Raw genomic sequence first — 16668 nt, forward strand, 5'->3', positions numbered from 1 at the left:
TATTTGTATAATTCTTGCTTTCGTAATTCCATTTTCTTTTAATAAAATGAATCAGGCAATGCATAAATACGGGGATCCGCCGTGGAAAAAAGAGGGAAACAATTAAGCTGCCCGGAATCCGCAGCACATGATACAATTGCCGTATACTTTCATTGGAGGGGAATACAATGGATTCCAGAACATATCTTTCCATGGATGCAACACAGATGGCCGAACAGATCAGAAAAAGGCAAATAACTATGTCTGAGTTGGTCCATGCAGCGGTAAAACAATTGGAGAAAGTTAATCCGTTATTGAACGCAGTGGTACACGACAGGATAGAAAATGCTAAAAATGAGGCTGATTTTATTGATGACAGCATGGCTTTTTCAGGTGTGCCCTTCCTTCTTAAAAATATATCCCAGGCCGTTAAAGATGAGCCCCTGACATCAGGGTCAAAGTTAATGCAAAATGTTATCAGCGGCCATGATTCACATCTTGTGAAGAAGTTGCGGAATGCAGGCTTTCTTTTTTTGGGACATACCAATACACCGGAATTCGCATTGAAAAATATTACCGAGCCGGTGGTACATGGGCCAACGCGCAATCCGTGGAATGCCGCGTTTTCACCTGGAGGCTCAAGCGGCGGGGCAGCAGCGGCAGTTGCATCCGGCATTGTACCAATGGCCGGCGCAAGTGACGGCGGTGGTTCCATTCGGATCCCGGCATCTTTCTCCGGATTATTTGGGTTGAAGCCTACACGTGGAAGAACACCGGTGGGACCTGGTGCAGGACGTGCCTGGCAAGGTGCTGCGATTGATTTTGCACTGAGCAGGACAGTTCGAGACAGTGCAGCAATGCTTGATATATTGCAGGTTATCCAGCCGGCAGCGGCATTTCAGACACCGCTTTTTCCAGGGACGTATGCCGAATATATGAAACAACCATTTGACAAACCACTTCGCATTGCCTATACAACTGCATCTCCTGTATGTACACCAGTATCACAGGATGCAAAAATGGCAGTGGAGAAACTGATCAATTGGCTCGAAAGTGAAGGACATTTCGTTGAAGAACAAGAGCCAGGTGTAGATGGGACTAAGCTGATGAGTGATTATTATTTGATGAACAGTGGGGAAATGTCCAACGTAGTACAGCAGTTGGAAGGCTCACTGGGACGGAAACTTACCGAAAATGATCTGGAAATTGAATCCTGGATGCTGAATGAGGCAGGTAAAACTGTGTCTGCAGCGGAATTTTCCGCCAGTCTCGCTTCATGGGATACTGCTGCGGAAAAGATGGCTGTTTTTCACGAAACATATGATTTTTACATCACCCCTTCTACCGCGTATACAGCTCCCGAAGTGGGTGAACTAACGTACTCAATGGAAGAACAGGAACGGTTACGCGGGAAGATGCTTGAAGCCGATTCAAGTGAACAGCAGCAACTGATTTATGATATGTTTTTACCGAGCCTGACCTATACCCCATATACACAGCTTGCCAACTTGACAGGACAGCCGGCAATGTCTCTGCCAATATATGTATCTGATAAAAACATGCCGCTTGGTGTCCAGGTTATGGCATCAAAAGGGGAGGAATACAGACTATTGCAGCTTGCCTGGCAGGCGGAGCAGTCTGGCATATGGCAGGGAATGCAGGGAAATCCATATTTTGAAGTATAAAAACCTTTGAATCCTAGAATACTGGCTTAATAGCCGGAGTTCTTTTTGTACTTCATAGGTATTTTTTAGTATAGTTAAAGTAACTATATATTCATAGATTTTTAAATCTTTTGTTGTTGTGTATATCACTGTGGTGAGGAAGGGGATAAATCGGATGATGCAGGAGAAAACATTATATAATGACCGTATTGAAAAGGTTATATCGAATATAAACAAAGTGATGGTTGGCAAGGAGGAGGAAGCGGTCTTGAGCCTGGTTGCATTGCTGGCGCAGGGGCATGTGCTGCTTGAGGATGTACCGGGGGTCGGCAAGACGATGATGGTCCGTGCACTGGCAAAATCACTTGATTGTGATTTCAAACGGATTCAGTTTACACCGGATTTGCTGCCATCGGATGTTACGGGGGTTTCCATTTATAATCCGAAAGAACTTGAGTTTGAATTCCGCAGCGGGCCGATTCTCGGAAACATTGTCCTCGCAGATGAAATAAACCGGACTTCCCCGAAGACCCAATCAGCACTCCTGGAAGGAATGGAAGAAAAAAATGTCACAGTTGATGGAAATACAATACCATTAAAACGCCCTTTTTTCGTAATGGCGACACAAAACCCTATTGAATACGAGGGAACATACCCGCTCCCTGAGGCACAACTCGACCGGTTCATTTTAAAGCTGAACATGGGCTATCCTACACCGGAACAGGAACTGCTGATGCTTGATCTTACTTCAAAACAGCACCCGATTGAATCTATTTCCGCAGTCATGACCAGGGACGAATTAGTTTCCATCCAGGAAGAAGTTCAACATACCTACATTGATCAGAATGTACAACAGTATATTATAAATCTTGTACAAAAAACACGTCACAATAAATCTATTTATTTAGGGGTCAGTCCACGTGGATCCATTGCACTCATGAAAGCAGCAAAAGCTTACGCATATATGCAGGGCCGGGATTATGTTCTTCCGGATGATGTGAAATATCTGGCACCTTACGTCCTGTCGCATCGGATTATCTTGAATTCGGAGGCCAAATATAGCGGTTTGACGAGTGATCAGGTTATTCAAGCAATTATGACAGACACACATATACCGATTCGAAAGGAATTTGGCTGATGAGTGAAAGGATGAAATTTGCTGGAAAATTACTTTCCGTTGTACTTTTGATAGGATTGCTTTTTTCGTTTGCAATGTTCCAGGGGGGATTTACGAGCTGGTTTTTGTTTTTTGGTTTTTTGCCTATTTTTTTGTACCATCTTAGTCTGTTATTGTATCCGGTTCATAATTGGCAGGTCTCCCGCCGTTTTTCCCGCAACGTCATACGTACAGGTGATCATGTTGATGTTACTATCCGCGTAAAACGAAATGTGCCCTACCCACTGTATTATTGCATTTGTGAAGAAATCTTTCCGGTAACATTACAACGGACGAAAGGTAATCATGATGCATACCGTTTTTTGAATGAACCTTACCGAACCGAAGTAAATCGTACTATTAAGAAGATTGTTTTTCCAGGATTTCGCCGGGAAATTGAATTCCCTTATGTTTTGCAGCAGGTCCCCCGTGGTGAACACCAATTGCAGTTTATTCGGATTCGTGTCGGGGATGTGTTTGGATTTGTTAAAAAAGAACATATCTTCCATGTCAACGATCAGGTTGTTGCATTTCCGGATAAGCGGGAAGTGTACATGACGGATACGTTCAGCAGTTTTGAACAGGGGTCCATCTCCTCTTATGCGCTAAATCTGAAAAATACCAACGTGGCTACAGGGGTTCGTGAATATGAACCTGGGGATAAATTTTCCTGGATTGACTGGAAACAAACTGCGAAGAAAAACAATGTCATTACGAAAGAATTTGAACAGGAAAAAAGCACGGATACGGTGGTTGTTCTGGATGCGTGTGATCACCGGGGCATAAATAAACTTGCCTTTGAAGCATCAATTGAGTTGACAGTTTCACTACTGGAGTATGTCCGAAAACAGGCATCACAGGTTGGTTTTTTGTCAGTCGGAGAAGAAGCGGTTTATTTTCCCATGCATCATGACCCGGTCAAGGCAGATGCCATCCAGCGCCATCTCACGCGCATTCAGCCGGAAGGGGTATACCCTTTTTCTCTGAAACTGCAAAATGAACTGCCGAAACTGCCAAATGGCTCCAATATGATTATGGTTACAACATATCTCGATGACAAGTTTATGGAAATGATTAAGAAAACGAGACAGCAGGCGAAGCAGGTAACGGTGCTGTTTATCCAGGGATCCGCTCTAATATCGGACCGGGAGCACGCTATTATTGAGAAGCTTTATCTAGGCGGAATTGTGATAAACGTGCTCACCGAAAAGCAGCTTGTCCGCAATGACACTGAGGTGAGTGTATCATGAATACAAAAATACCAGTTTTGTATACTACAATTCTGTATATCTGTGCATTTGTACTTTTTTTGGAATGGCTGTACCCGATTAATGTTGTCGGCGATGTAAACAATTTAACTGTTTTTATCTTGTACACTATTTTTTGTTTCTTTATTTCAGTTCTCCAGTTCCACTGGCTGCTGTCAATGTCACTGAAAGGGATCGGGCTTTTCATCATTATTGACTCCCTGTTTCTGTCAGGTACTCTCTTAAGCAAACAATGGGTCAGCCAGCTCTTTACGGAAATCGGCTTCAATTTAAATGCTATGTTTGCCGGTCAATGGTATGAATTAACCCCATTGTTTCGAAGTATTTTGTTTCTTGTCTTGATTTGGCTGATGAGTTACCTGCTCCAATACTGGTTTATTGTGATGAAACGAATCTTCCTGTTTATTTTGCTTACATTTGTGTATTTGACGATTCTGGATACATTTACAATGTATGATGCGGATGCAGCGATTGTCCGAACGTTTGTCGTATCGTTTATAGCCTTGGGCATGACAAGTTTGTTCAAGGAAATTGACCAGGAGGAAATCCATTTCGCCTGGATGAAAAAACAGTCGGTATGGATTATTCCGTTGGCAGTGATGGTGATGTTCTCTACGCTTGTAGGATATGCAGCGCCGAAATTTGATCCGCAATGGCCGGACCCTGTTCCATTCCTTAAAAGCGCCGCCGAAAATGCAGGCGGCCCGGGGGATGGCCCATCTGTGATCCAAAAAGTTGGATATGGAAATGATGATTCACAACTGGGTGGATCGTTTGTTCAGGATTATACACCAATCTTCCGGGCGACCGGCACGGAAAAGCATTACTGGCGGGTAGAGACAAAAGACGTCTATACCGGAAAAGGCTGGATCAAGTCAAGGCAATCTTCTTACACAATGCAAAATCCTAATAATATGGGTCCGGAAACGTTTTGGGGCAGTGTGGAAACAGAAAGACTTCACACCAAATTGGATTTTCAGCGCAAAAGTGGTATGGAAAAACTGATTTATCCATATGGAATTAAAGAAGTATCGACGAAAAGCAATGACGTTTCATTCTTGCTGGATGAGCGTTCAGGAGAAATACTGACTGAGATTGATGATGAAGCGGCAAAACTGGAATCGTACTCAATTTTGTATGAAAAACCGACCTTTGCTATTAATAAGTTGCGTAAGGCCAGCATGGAGGATCCTGCACGTATTGACGGACGATATACCCAATTGCCGGAATCTTTGCCGGGAAGAGTTGAAAAACTCGCCCGCAACATAACATCCGAAGAGAATAACCGTTATGATAAGGCACAAGCGATTGAAACTTATTTCAACAGTAATGGCTTCGTGTATCAGACGAGTAATATTCCGGTTCCGGGTGAGGGTGAGGATTACGTTGCACAATTTTTATTTGATTCAAAAGCAGGATATTGTGACAACTTTTCCACCTCGATGGTAGTTATGCTCCGCACGCTGGACATTCCGGCACGCTGGGTAAAAGGCTTCTCCGGCGGTGAAAGGATCGGCGACAGTAAAGACGGGCGAAGCGTTTACGAGGTGACCAATGCCAATGCCCATTCATGGGTTGAAGTTTATTTTCCGGACATTGGCTGGGTCCCGTTTGAGCCAACGCAAGGATTTTCCAACATGGCTGACTTTCAACTGAACGTGGAGAATGATTCGTCCTCAACCGGGGGGATGGATCAGTCGGAAGGCAACAGCAGTATGCAACAGCAGCAAAGACAACCGGAGCCGGTTGACCCGCAGCAGCAGGCACGTATAGATGCAGGAGCGATGGATGGCAGTGAACCGGAATCGGATATAAACTGGTGGAGAATCGTGCTCATAACGGCAGGACTATTACTTGTCGCTTATATTGTTTTCAGGACCAGACTCCGTTGGCAGACGCTGTATATGAAGCTGAAGTTTAACAGTAAAAGTGATCCCAAAACATACCAGGATGCATATCATCATTTGCTGAAAGTACTTGCGCATAACGGGCTTTCCAAAAAGCCGGATCAAACACTGCGGGAGTATTCGAAACGCATTGATTCGAGATTCCAGACTGATGCCATGAACCGGTTGACCAGTTATTATGAACGTGTTTTGTATAAAAATGAGACGGACAGTCAGGAAACAGCCGAATTAAACCAATTATGGAAATATTTAATTAAGCGCGCAAAGGCTTGACCTTGCATGGCTTGGTTAGTAGAATAAAAAGATATTAAAAACGACATAAATCGCCATTCGTATATCCTCGATAATATGGATCGAAAGTTTCTACCGGCGCACCGTAAATGCGCTGACTATGAAGGCGGAATCTCTGTTGGCGATTGAACCCGGATTTTCTGCCTTTATGCTGCTTAAGTGCTGCATTTTAGGAAGTAAATCCGGGTTTTTTGTTATGAGGAAAGGCTGGAAGTTGGGGAAGATAAAATGTAACTCGGGAGAGAACTGCTCACACCCGGCTTCACAGATATGTGAAATTTTGAGCGAGGCAATGCGATTACGGATAGGAGCGTATAGAATGGATAATCAAATGATATTAGTGCTGGACTTCGGAAGCCAGTACAACCAGTTGATCACAAGACGGATTCGGGAGCATGGCGTATATAGTGAATTGCACTCACATAAACTGACTGCTGAGGAAATCCGTGAAATGAACCCAAAAGGGATTATTTTGTCAGGGGGTCCTCACAGTGTATATGATGAAAACAGTTTCCGCTGTGATGAGAAAATTTTTGATTTGGATATCCCTGTTTTGGGTATTTGTTATGGAATGCAATTAATGGCAATGCATTATGGCGGAAAGGTAGCTAAAGCTGCAAACCGGGAGTATGGCAAGGCCCTTATCGATTTGGCTGACAGCCCGGTGCTATTCCGGGATACACCGGAAAAGCAGACAGTTTGGATGAGTCATGGGGATAAAGTGATGGAGGAGCCGTCATCTTTTCAGGTGGATGCAACAAGCCCATCGACTCCAATCGCAGCTATGAGCAACCCTGATGAGAAATTGTATGGTGTTCAATTTCATCCGGAAGTCCGGCATTCCGAGTATGGCAATCATCTCTTGAAACAGTTTGTCTTTGATGTGTGCGGTTGTACCGGTTCATGGACAATTGAAAACTTTATCGATATGGAAGTGGATAAAATCCGTGAAACAGTTGGTGACCGGAATGTTCTATGCGCGCTTAGCGGCGGAGTAGATTCATCAGTTGTTGCAGCATTGATCCATAAGGCAATTGGTGATCAGCTGACATGTATTTTCGTTGATCATGGACTTTTGCGTAAAAACGAAGCAGATGATGTGATGAACGTTTTTGCAGATGATTTCCATATGAATATCATTAAAGTGGATGCATCTGAACGCTTCCTATCCAAACTGGAAAATGTGGATGATCCGGAACTCAAGCGAAAAATTATCGGCAATGAATTCATTTATGTATTTGATGACGAGGCTGCAAAACTTACAAACATTGATTTCCTTGCACAGGGAACACTATATACCGATGTAATCGAAAGCGGCACGGAAACTGCGCAAACCATTAAATCGCACCATAACGTTGGCGGTCTTCCGGAAGATATGCAGTTTGAACTGATTGAACCGCTAAATACACTGTTTAAAGATGAAGTTCGTGAACTGGGAACCCAGCTCGGACTTCCTGATCGGATTGTCTGGCGGCAGCCATTCCCTGGACCAGGGCTGGCAATTCGCGTTTTAGGAGCGGTCACCGAGGAAAAGCTGAAAATTGTTCGTGAATCAGATGCTATTTTACGTGAAGAAATTGCTAATGCCGGACTTGAACGGGATATTTGGCAATATTTCACCGTGCTGCCGGACATCAGAAGTGTTGGTGTAATGGGTGATGCACGGACGTATGATTATACAATCGGCATCAGAGCGGTGACATCGATTGACGGAATGACATCGGACTGGGCACGGATTCCGTGGGATGTACTGGAGAAAATTTCAACACGGATTGTAAATGACGTCGAACACATTAATCGTGTTGTGTACGATATTACGAGCAAGCCGCCAGCAACGATTGAGTGGGAGTAAAAAAACAACATAAAAGATTGCGTATAATTTTGGGAATGTGGCCTGAGAGTTTCTACCGGACCGCCGCGAACGATCCGACTACGCTGAATCCAATATCTTTTCCCATAAAAATTATGCAGTACTCTTTTCGCATATGAGGAGGAATTGCATTGAAAAAATATTTTCATTTTCAGGAACTTGGAACGAACTACCGTACTGAGTTCATGGCGGGGCTGACAACCTTTTTGGCTATGGCTTATATACTGTTTGTTATTCCGTCAACAATGGCATTGGAAGGGGTTGATCAACTTCCTGAAGGTGTCACAAGGATTAATAAAGAAGCAGTATTTACCGCTACTGCCATTGCCGCTGCACTTGGTTCGCTTTTCATGGGGATCATAGCAAAATATCCAATTGCACTTGGACCGGGCATGGGACTGAATGCATTCTTTGCTTACACAGTAGTGCTTGGTTACGGGATACCATGGCAAACTGCACTATCCGGTGTTTTGGCATCTGGAATTATATTTGTTCTTCTGACATTATCCGGATTCCGTGAAAAAATTATTAACGCTATCCCGGCAAATTTGAAACTCGCGGTAGGAGCGGGGATAGGCTTGTTTATTGCATTCATCGGATTTCAGAGTGCGGGGATAATTGTCGGCAGTGATGCTACACTTGTTGCCCTGGGAGATTTTACTTCACCACATGTATTATTAGCTCTTTTTGGAGTTATTGTTTCAGTAATTTTATTGACGTTGAACATACAGGGTGGAATTTTTTACGGCATGATCCTGACATCCATTGCGGGGATTTTGTTCGGACTGATTGACCCGCCATCCGGTGTTGGAGGTATCGTAGGCGAAGTTCCAAGTTTGGCGCCTACATTTGGACAGGCTTTCGCGCATTTCGGGGATATTTTTTCCATGGAAATGCTGGTCGTTATTTTAACATTCCTCTTTGTCGACTTTTTTGATACAGCAGGGACTCTTGTCGCCGTGGCAACGCAGGCGGGACTGATAAAAGATAATAAATTGCCGCGTGCGGGGAAAGCATTGTTTTCTGACTCCGGTGCAACAGTTGTGGGGGCGATTGTAGGTACATCCACGACAACATCTTATATTGAGTCAACAGCTGGTGTTGCAGCTGGCGGCCGCTCCGGATTCACACCGGTTGTTACAGCAGGTTTTTTTCTTCTGGCATTATTTTTCTCACCATTATTGAGTGTTGTGACAGCGGAAGTTACCGCACCGGCATTGATTATTGTCGGCGTGTTAATGTCATCGTCCCTGAAGGATATAGACTGGAGCGAATTCGAAATAGCGGTACCGGCGTTTTTTACAATAATTATGATGCCATTGACGTACAGCATCGCAACCGGAATTGCACTCGGATTTATTTTCTACCCGATTACGATGGCATTGAAGGGACGTATGAAAGAAATCCATCCGGTGATGTATGGGCTCTTTGTAATCTTTATTCTTTATTTTATTTTCTTAAGTTAGTATGGAAAAAAGCGGAATCGCTTCTGGGGCGGCTCCGCTTTTTAATTGGCAAAAAAAATTCATCATCCTTAACTGGCGCAACCTTCAGGGGCAAGGAATCAACCTTCAGGCATGAATATCAACCATTGGTGCAAGGAATCAACCTTCAGGCATGAATATCAACTATTGGTGCAGGGAAATCGACCTTGCCGCCATTGAAATCAACCTTCATATGCAAGGAATCAACCTTCAGGCACGAATATCAACCATTGGCGCAGGGAAATCGACCTTGCCGTCACGGAAATCAACCTTCAAAGTACCGGAATCAACCGTTGCACCAAACAGCTGGACCTCCATCATGATCCACGGGATTTTTTTCCAAAAGGCAGTACATGGTACACCACGAGGAATATCGTTCCGGTCAATGCACAGAAGCCCATTACAGCATACAAGGTGCCACCGCCGTAAGAGTCAATCAGTGCGCCGCCGGTAAGGGAGCCGATGATCCCGGATATTCCGAAAAATACTGCATAAAACATAAGGTGTCCGGTCGACTGCATCAGTCTAGGGATCAGTCGTGTTACATACTCCAGTGCCGATAAGTAAAAGATTCCGAATGTCACACCGTGCAGTACCTGAAGCGCGATAATATACATCGGATCCTCAACCGCTGCATAGACGAACCAGCGTAAACTGTAAATGGCTCCTGCGATGATAATGAAGACGAGCGTATGGAATTTCCGAAACCAGCGTCCTGCCAGAGCAAATACAAGCGCCTCACTTACCACTCCGACAAACCAGGCAAGTCCGACAAGTCCTTCACTGCCGCCAAGCTGTGTGATGTATAAGCCAATAAAACTGTCATTGGCACGATGGGAGATGGTCAGAAACATAATCATAAACAGGAAAATAAGAAAAGGTTTATTGTTTAACAGCTGTTTAATATCACTAAGTTGAATTGGATCGGATTCCACTTTGACATCCGTCAGCCGGAAAGCAACGATCAGGGCAATTGTTCCAAAAAATACATACGGCCAGATCATATACTGTACACCCACTTTGGAAAGTACTTCGCCGACAATCAGTGAAGAAGTGGCGAATCCGATTGATCCCCACGTGCGGATAGTTCCGAACGAAACTTGCAAATCATCTGCCCGCCGTTGTGCCAAACTGTCACCTAACGCCCCGATTGGCGAAGTGAAAAAGTAAAACACGGCGCCCATCAGGATAATGGCGATTAACCCGTTCATCTGAAAAAATAAAACACTGCTGATCAGAAGTCCGATGATACATAAAATCAGCATTCGTTTAACTGTCTTATATTTATCACTCATGTACCCCCAAAACGGCTGAGAGAAGATAGATGCCAACGGTCCGACAGCCAGCACCCATCCAATTTCCGTACCATTCAGCCCTTTATATTTCAGATACAGCGGCAAAAAGCTGATAATGATTGTATTAGTCGCATGAAAGCTGAACAACAGCATTTTCAGCGGTGTCAGTGAATCTTGATTTGACATAAGTTCGCTCCCCCACTTCATGAAAACCAATTATACTATACATGCAGAGGTAAAATAAGTCCGTTGATCAAATTTTTCAACCAATAATAATTGAGCAAAGCGAGCATACCGACTGAAAACGCGCATTTATGGTGGAATGTATGTCAATGCTATTCAATCGCGATAGAAATAGGAGCAGCATTACTCCTGCTGCTCCCATACTTCCGCGATATATTCATCCCGTCCTGATTTGGCCCGGTCCGCTTTATAATGGCTTTCATTTTTTTTATAGAAATCCTGATGATAGTCTTCTGCAGGATAAAATGTTGAAACAGGCGCTATATCCGTTACAATCGGCTTGGAAAACTTTCCGCTTTCGGCAAGTGCTTTCCTCGATTGGATGGCAGCCTCCTTCTGTGTATCATTATGGTAAAAGATTGCTGTCCGATATGAATCTCCGCGATCATGAAATTGTCCGCCGTCATCAGTCGGATCAATTTGCCTCCAGTAGATTTCGAGGATTTCTTCATACGCTATAACATTGGGATCATACGTTATCTCGACTGCTTCATAGTGCCCGGTCGTGCCTTTTTTCACATCTTCATACGTCGGATTTTCCACATGCCCGCCAGTATAGCCGGACACTACCCCATGTATGCCGTCCCACTGATCAAACGGTTTAACCATACACCAGAAACATCCCCCGGCAAATGTGGCTTTCTTCAACTGATCCGTCATGATTGTTTCGCCTCCAGTTGTTCCTAAATATTAATCTAATATATCATAAATCGGAAGGCACAATAAATTATTCTGTACGTGGCTTTATATGTTAAACTAAAAGAAGATTGAAATTTTTGAAAGAAGGTATTGGCAATGGGGAAAATACCAATTATTCATAGCCAGCTTAGTCCGCCGCCAATGCGGGACCGTTTTGTCCGGCGTGTTAAAGTAAATCGTAAACTTCACCATGCAGCTGAATATCCGCTGACAATCGTGCACGCAGGTGCTGGATACGGTAAAAGTACAGCTCTTGCAGCTTATGTTCGGGATGCCGATATGGACATTTGCTGGTATTCGATTTCTCGTAATGATGATGATATTCTCCCATTCATAAACAATCTTACCCACGCCGTTAAGCAAAAATATCCTGTATTCGGAAAGACCATTCTGGATGAACTGGAAGGGCTTGATAACCATATCAATACCGAGCAAATATGGTTACTGGCTTCTTCGTTCATTAATGAAATTCTTCAATTAAAAAAGCCGGTTACACTGATATTGGATGACTTTCACCATGTTAAAAATTCATATGAAATTGAACAATGGACAAAGTTGTTGTTGGAGCATGTTCCGGAAAATCTTCACATCATTTTATCCGGCCGCAATCGCCCGAAATGGGATGTTATTCCAAAACTGAAGGTGAAAGGTGATTTACTGGATATTGACCAAAATGATCTTGTCTTGTCCGCTGAAGAAATGGATCATGTACTGAAGGATATTTATGGGGTGTATTTATCACCGGAAGATTTACGGAGAATACATCAGCTGACAGAAGGATGGGCGATAGCATTCAGCATGTTTGCGCAGCACATTCAAAGCAAATCTTCCATTCATACAATTTTGGAAAATCGTCAGAAGTCATTACAGGATTTATTTGACTATTTGGCTGCCGAAGTACTGTCAAAGCAATCACTTATTATCCAACAGTTTTTACTGCAGTCAAGCATTATTGATGTACTGACAGCAGATATTTGTGATGATGTTCTGGAAATCAATGGGTCTGAAGAAATTCTTGCAGGACTGGTTGAACAGAACTTATTCATTATTGACGGTGAAGGAAATCATTTTCGATATCATGCCTTATTTAAAACCTTCCTGGAAAATCAGCTAAAGGAAAATCACCCTCACGAATTTAAAAAATTGCATACATACGCGGCACAATACTATAAAAAAATATTCCACCTGGAAACTGCTTTATTTCATTACCGTAAAATACATGAATATGGAGCTATTGCCCAAATTCTAATAGAACATGGTAAAAAAATGCTTCGTACCGGAAGATTGCAGTATCTGTATGAATTACTTGCTGAACTGCCTGAAGCGTATAAAGAAAAAAATCGCATTCTTTATTTTTATCAGGGGGAGATTGAACGTTATCATTCAGCATATGCTGATGCAGAAAAAAACTTTGACCGGATACTGAAAAGCTACCAGAAAGATTATTACCTGGCAGGATTGGCATTGGAGGGGAAAACACGAATTTATCTGGATACCATCCAGCCTGATAAAGCAGAGCGTTATGTCAGTCAGGCAATACAAATGCGTGAACAATCAGGAGCACCGGGAGAAGAAATGGCACACCTTTTTCAGCTGATGGCGGAAAATCTTATTAATTCGGGACAGGCCATGAAAGCTGAAACCTGGTTTGATCGGGAAAAGGAATTAAATCTGCCTTTGGAAGAAGGGAATCTGCAGGCGCGTATATACCTCCGCACCGGCCGGCTGCTAAAAGCAAAAGAGCTGCTTATTCGCCGTAAGCAGACGGTCCAATCGACGAAACACCTGCCACAATCGCACAGGGAGACAGATATTCTGCTCTCCATTATTGAAGCATTTATGGGTGAGGCTGAATCAAGTAAGAAGCTTGCAAGCGATGGCATTCAGCTGGGCTTGAAGATTCAATCGCCATTTGTGGAAGCGTGCGGTTGGATGCGGATGGGACATGCCGTTCAGATGTTGGATCACTATGATACAGAACTGGCGGTTGAATGCTATGAAACGGCACTGAATATCATGGAAAAAATAAATGTTTCCCGGGGGAAGGCTGAACCATACATGGGTTTGTCAGTTCTCTACGGAAAAAAACAGATGCATCAACAGGCTGTAGAAATGTCGGAAAAAGGCTTGCAGGAAACAGAAAAGGTCAATGATCGCTGGCTCAGTTCTATCATTCGACTAGGCCTTGGCATCACACAAGTATACAATAACAGTTTCATAGACGCATTAGAGACTATGGCAGAAACCCTGGAAGAATTCAAATCTTGCGGCGACAGATATGGGATGATTGTCAGCCGCTTCTGGTTCGCATATATTGCGTTTAAGCAGGGTAAGGAGAAAGTATTCATGGATGAGATGGGAATTTTTTTGCGGGAAGTCCAAATGCATGCGTATGACTTCTTTCTGAAAAAAAGAACGATGTTCGGACCTTCTGACGTGCAGAATGTGGCTCCAATGCTTCTGAAAGCAAAAGAACTGGATATTGAAGCAACGTTCGTATCACGTACATTGCATGAATTGGGGTTTAATGAAACGATTAAAAGCCATCCCGGTTACACGCTGTCGATTCAAACATTCGGTCATTTAGAGGTTTCATTGGGCGAAAAACAGCTTGAAAGCAGCGACTGGCAGCGTGGCAAGGCAAAGGAGCTTTTTGAATACTTTATAACAAACCGGAAAACGCTCATGCCGAAAGAGGAGATCTTCCACGCTTTATGGCCTGACCAGGACGAAGACAGTGCAAATAAATTGTTCAAAGTTACATTTAATGCATTATTAAAAGCGTTGGAGCCGGATCGGAAGCCGCGTCAGGAATCTTTCTTTATTCAGCGGAATGGCAGTTCCTATGGATTGAATGCTGACTCCGGGTATAAATTGGATTGTGTCATGTTTGAAAAAGGGGTATTAAGCGGAATTGAAGAAAGTGACCCGAAGCATGCAAAAGAGTTACTGGAAAGAACGCTAGCCCTGTATCAAGGGAGCTATTTGGCAGATGTACGTTATGCTGATTGGTGTATGACAGAACGTGAAAGGCTGCAATTAATCTATCTTCGCGGATGTGAAAAGATGGCCCAAGTCACCATAAGGCTTCATGAATTCAATGCATGCATCGAATGGTGTGAAAAGATTCTGAAGCTGGATCCGGCGTGGGAAGAGGCATACCGGCTGTTAATGTACAGTTATTACCAGAATAATAACCGTCCACAGGCAATAAGGTGGTATGAAAAGTGTGCCGTCATGCTGGACCGCGAGCTGGGAATTGAACCAATGGAACCGACAAAAGAATTGTATGAGATGATAATTAAATCAGAAGACTTAAACACGATTAACTGACTCCCTTGATGATACAGCATTGAGGGAGTTTTTTTCATCTTTAATCGTGTGGTGACGTCACCACACGATTAAAGTCACGCGAACTCTCACAAAGTCGCGCGAACCACCCACAAATGCCTGGTCAGCACTCCTGCTCCAAACTGTGTAACTTCCTTGTAACTGCTATTTTTTATGATTGCATCAAGTTATAAATAACAACATTAAAGGGGGAAATCAGGAATGAAAACAGGGCGGGTCATCAGTCTATTGTTCGTAATGCTATTTATTGCTGCCTTTACTGCAGCTTGCGGCGATGGTGGAGAAGCTTCAGGTGAGGGAGAAGGAAAGGAAACTATTAAAGTCGGTGTGCTTGCTTCCCTGACCGGGGCATTGGAAGCTTATGGCGAACAGACAAAACGGGGTTTTGAACTTGGGATCGAATATGCAACCGATGGAACGATGGAGGTTGCCGGTAAAAAGATTGAAGTTATATATGAGGATACAGAAACAGACCCAAAGGTTGCCCGTCAAAAAGCTTTGGGTCTATTGGAAGAGGAAAATGTGGATTTTCTCGTCGGTTCGTCAAGTTCCGGTGATACGTTGGCCGTAACACCGCTCGCTAAAGAGTATGAAACGATTATGATAGTTGAACCAGCTGTAGCGGACAGTATCACCGGGTCGGAATACAATGATTATATTTTTCGGACAGCCCGTAATTCATCACAGGATGCTGCAGCGGCAGCGGCAGCAATCGCCGATAAAGGCGTGAAAATAGCTGCGTTGGCACCTGATTCCGCATTCGGCAGGGATGGAGTTGCAGCATTTGAGAAAGCGGTAACTGACCTTAGTGCGAAAATTATTCATGAAGAATATGCGGATCCTTCAGCAACAGACTTCACTGCGAACATCCAGAAGATTATTGACGCGGATCCGGACTATTTATTTGTTGTCTGGGCCGGGGCGAATACACCGTGGAACCAGATTGCGGATATGAAACTTCAGGACCGTGGAATTGATATTACGACAGGTGCACCTGACATTGCTGCATTATCAACGATGAAACCGCTGGTAGGCATGAAAGGATTCACCGTCTACTATCACACACTGCCGGATAATAAAATTAATGATTGGCTTGTCAAAGAGCATAAAGAGCGCTATGGAGAAGTGCCGGATTTATTTACACCCGGTGGAATGAGCGCAGCTATCGCAATTGTGGAAGCGCTTAAAAAGACGGAAGGAAATGCTTCTGCTGATAAGTTGATAACAACAATGGAAGGGATGAGTTTTGATACGCCAAAAGGAGAGATGACATTTCGTCCGGAAGACCATCAGGCATTGCAGTCGCTTTATGCAATTACATTAAAAAATAAAGAAGGATATGATTACCCGGTGCCGGTGCTGGAACGTGTTCTCACACCGGAAGAAACAGCACCACCAATTAAAAATGATTAATAAAATTTCTGAATAAATGCCCTTGTCACGTACCGGCAAGGGTATATT

The 16668-nt window shown here is 43.6% G+C and carries 10 protein-coding genes and 2 riboswitches; of the genes, 8 read left to right on the plus strand and 2 right to left on the minus strand.

Translation table 11 applies throughout. The annotated features are described in order from the left end of the window. Nucleotides 1–167: 167 nt before the first annotated feature. The 6 genes from B1K71_RS02555 to B1K71_RS02580 all read left to right on the plus strand — a co-directional run bounded on the left by B1K71_RS02555 (nucleotide 168) and on the right by B1K71_RS02580 (nucleotide 9601). Entirely contained in the window at nucleotides 168–1664 is a 1497-nt protein-coding gene (locus B1K71_RS02555; RefSeq protein WP_077324432.1) for an amidase, read from the plus strand. Nucleotides 1665–1818: 154 nt separating this feature from the next. Beyond that, nucleotides 1819–2781 carry an AAA family ATPase gene (locus B1K71_RS02560; protein WP_077324433.1) on the plus strand — a complete coding sequence of 321 codons (963 nt, stop codon included), beginning with the start codon at nucleotides 1819–1821 and terminating at the stop codon, nucleotides 2779–2781. Then, complete coding sequence (locus B1K71_RS02565; protein ID WP_077324434.1) at nucleotides 2781–4049, plus strand: DUF58 domain-containing protein; 1269 nt, start codon at nucleotides 2781–2783, stop codon at nucleotides 4047–4049. Before B1K71_RS02560 ends, B1K71_RS02565 begins: the two co-directional genes overlap by 1 nt. Next, on the plus strand, nucleotides 4046–6247 hold the full coding sequence (locus B1K71_RS02570; RefSeq protein ID WP_077324435.1) for a DUF4129 domain-containing transglutaminase family protein: 2202 nt from the start codon (nucleotides 4046–4048) through the stop codon (nucleotides 6245–6247). Before B1K71_RS02565 ends, B1K71_RS02570 begins: the two co-directional genes overlap by 4 nt. A 37-nt stretch (nucleotides 6248–6284) precedes the next feature. After that, nucleotides 6285–6386: riboswitch (purine riboswitch) on the plus strand. A gap of 171 nt (nucleotides 6387–6557) precedes the next feature. Next, a complete protein-coding gene (gene guaA, locus B1K71_RS02575; RefSeq protein WP_139343279.1) occupies nucleotides 6558–8117 on the plus strand; it encodes a glutamine-hydrolyzing GMP synthase in 1560 nt (519 codons plus the stop codon). After that, nucleotides 8117–8218: riboswitch (purine riboswitch) on the plus strand. It overlaps the preceding gene by 1 nt. Before the next feature lie 48 nt (nucleotides 8219–8266). Next, the gene (locus B1K71_RS02580) at nucleotides 8267–9601 is read left to right on the plus strand and encodes an NCS2 family permease (RefSeq protein WP_077324437.1); all 1335 of its coding nucleotides are present in this window, start codon (nucleotides 8267–8269) and stop codon (nucleotides 9599–9601) included. Between the two features lie 335 nt (nucleotides 9602–9936). On the opposite strand, the gene B1K71_RS02585 is transcribed toward B1K71_RS02580, so the two are convergent. Both B1K71_RS02585 and msrA read right to left on the minus strand, forming a co-directional pair. After that, nucleotides 9937–11100, minus strand: a complete 1164-nt coding sequence (locus B1K71_RS02585) for an MFS transporter (protein WP_077324438.1) — start codon at nucleotides 11098–11100, stop codon at nucleotides 9937–9939. 180 nt (nucleotides 11101–11280) lie between these two features. After that, nucleotides 11281–11805: a peptide-methionine (S)-S-oxide reductase MsrA gene (msrA, locus tag B1K71_RS02590; protein ID WP_077324609.1), complete on the minus strand. Its 525-nt coding sequence runs from the start codon at nucleotides 11803–11805 to the stop codon at nucleotides 11281–11283. 147 nt (nucleotides 11806–11952) lie between these two features. Here msrA and B1K71_RS02595 point away from each other — a divergent pair, with 147 nt between their 5' ends. Next, entirely contained in the window at nucleotides 11953–15189 is a 3237-nt protein-coding gene (locus B1K71_RS02595; protein WP_077324439.1) for a BTAD domain-containing putative transcriptional regulator, read from the plus strand. A 219-nt stretch (nucleotides 15190–15408) separates the two neighbouring features. After that, the gene (locus tag B1K71_RS02600) at nucleotides 15409–16620 is read left to right on the plus strand and encodes a substrate-binding domain-containing protein (protein WP_077324440.1); all 1212 of its coding nucleotides are present in this window, start codon (nucleotides 15409–15411) and stop codon (nucleotides 16618–16620) included. The last annotated feature ends 48 nt before the right edge of the window (nucleotides 16621–16668 follow it).

This window comes from Virgibacillus siamensis (assembly GCF_900162695.1).
GTDB lineage: Bacteria > Bacillota > Bacilli > Bacillales > Amphibacillaceae > Lentibacillus > Lentibacillus siamensis_A.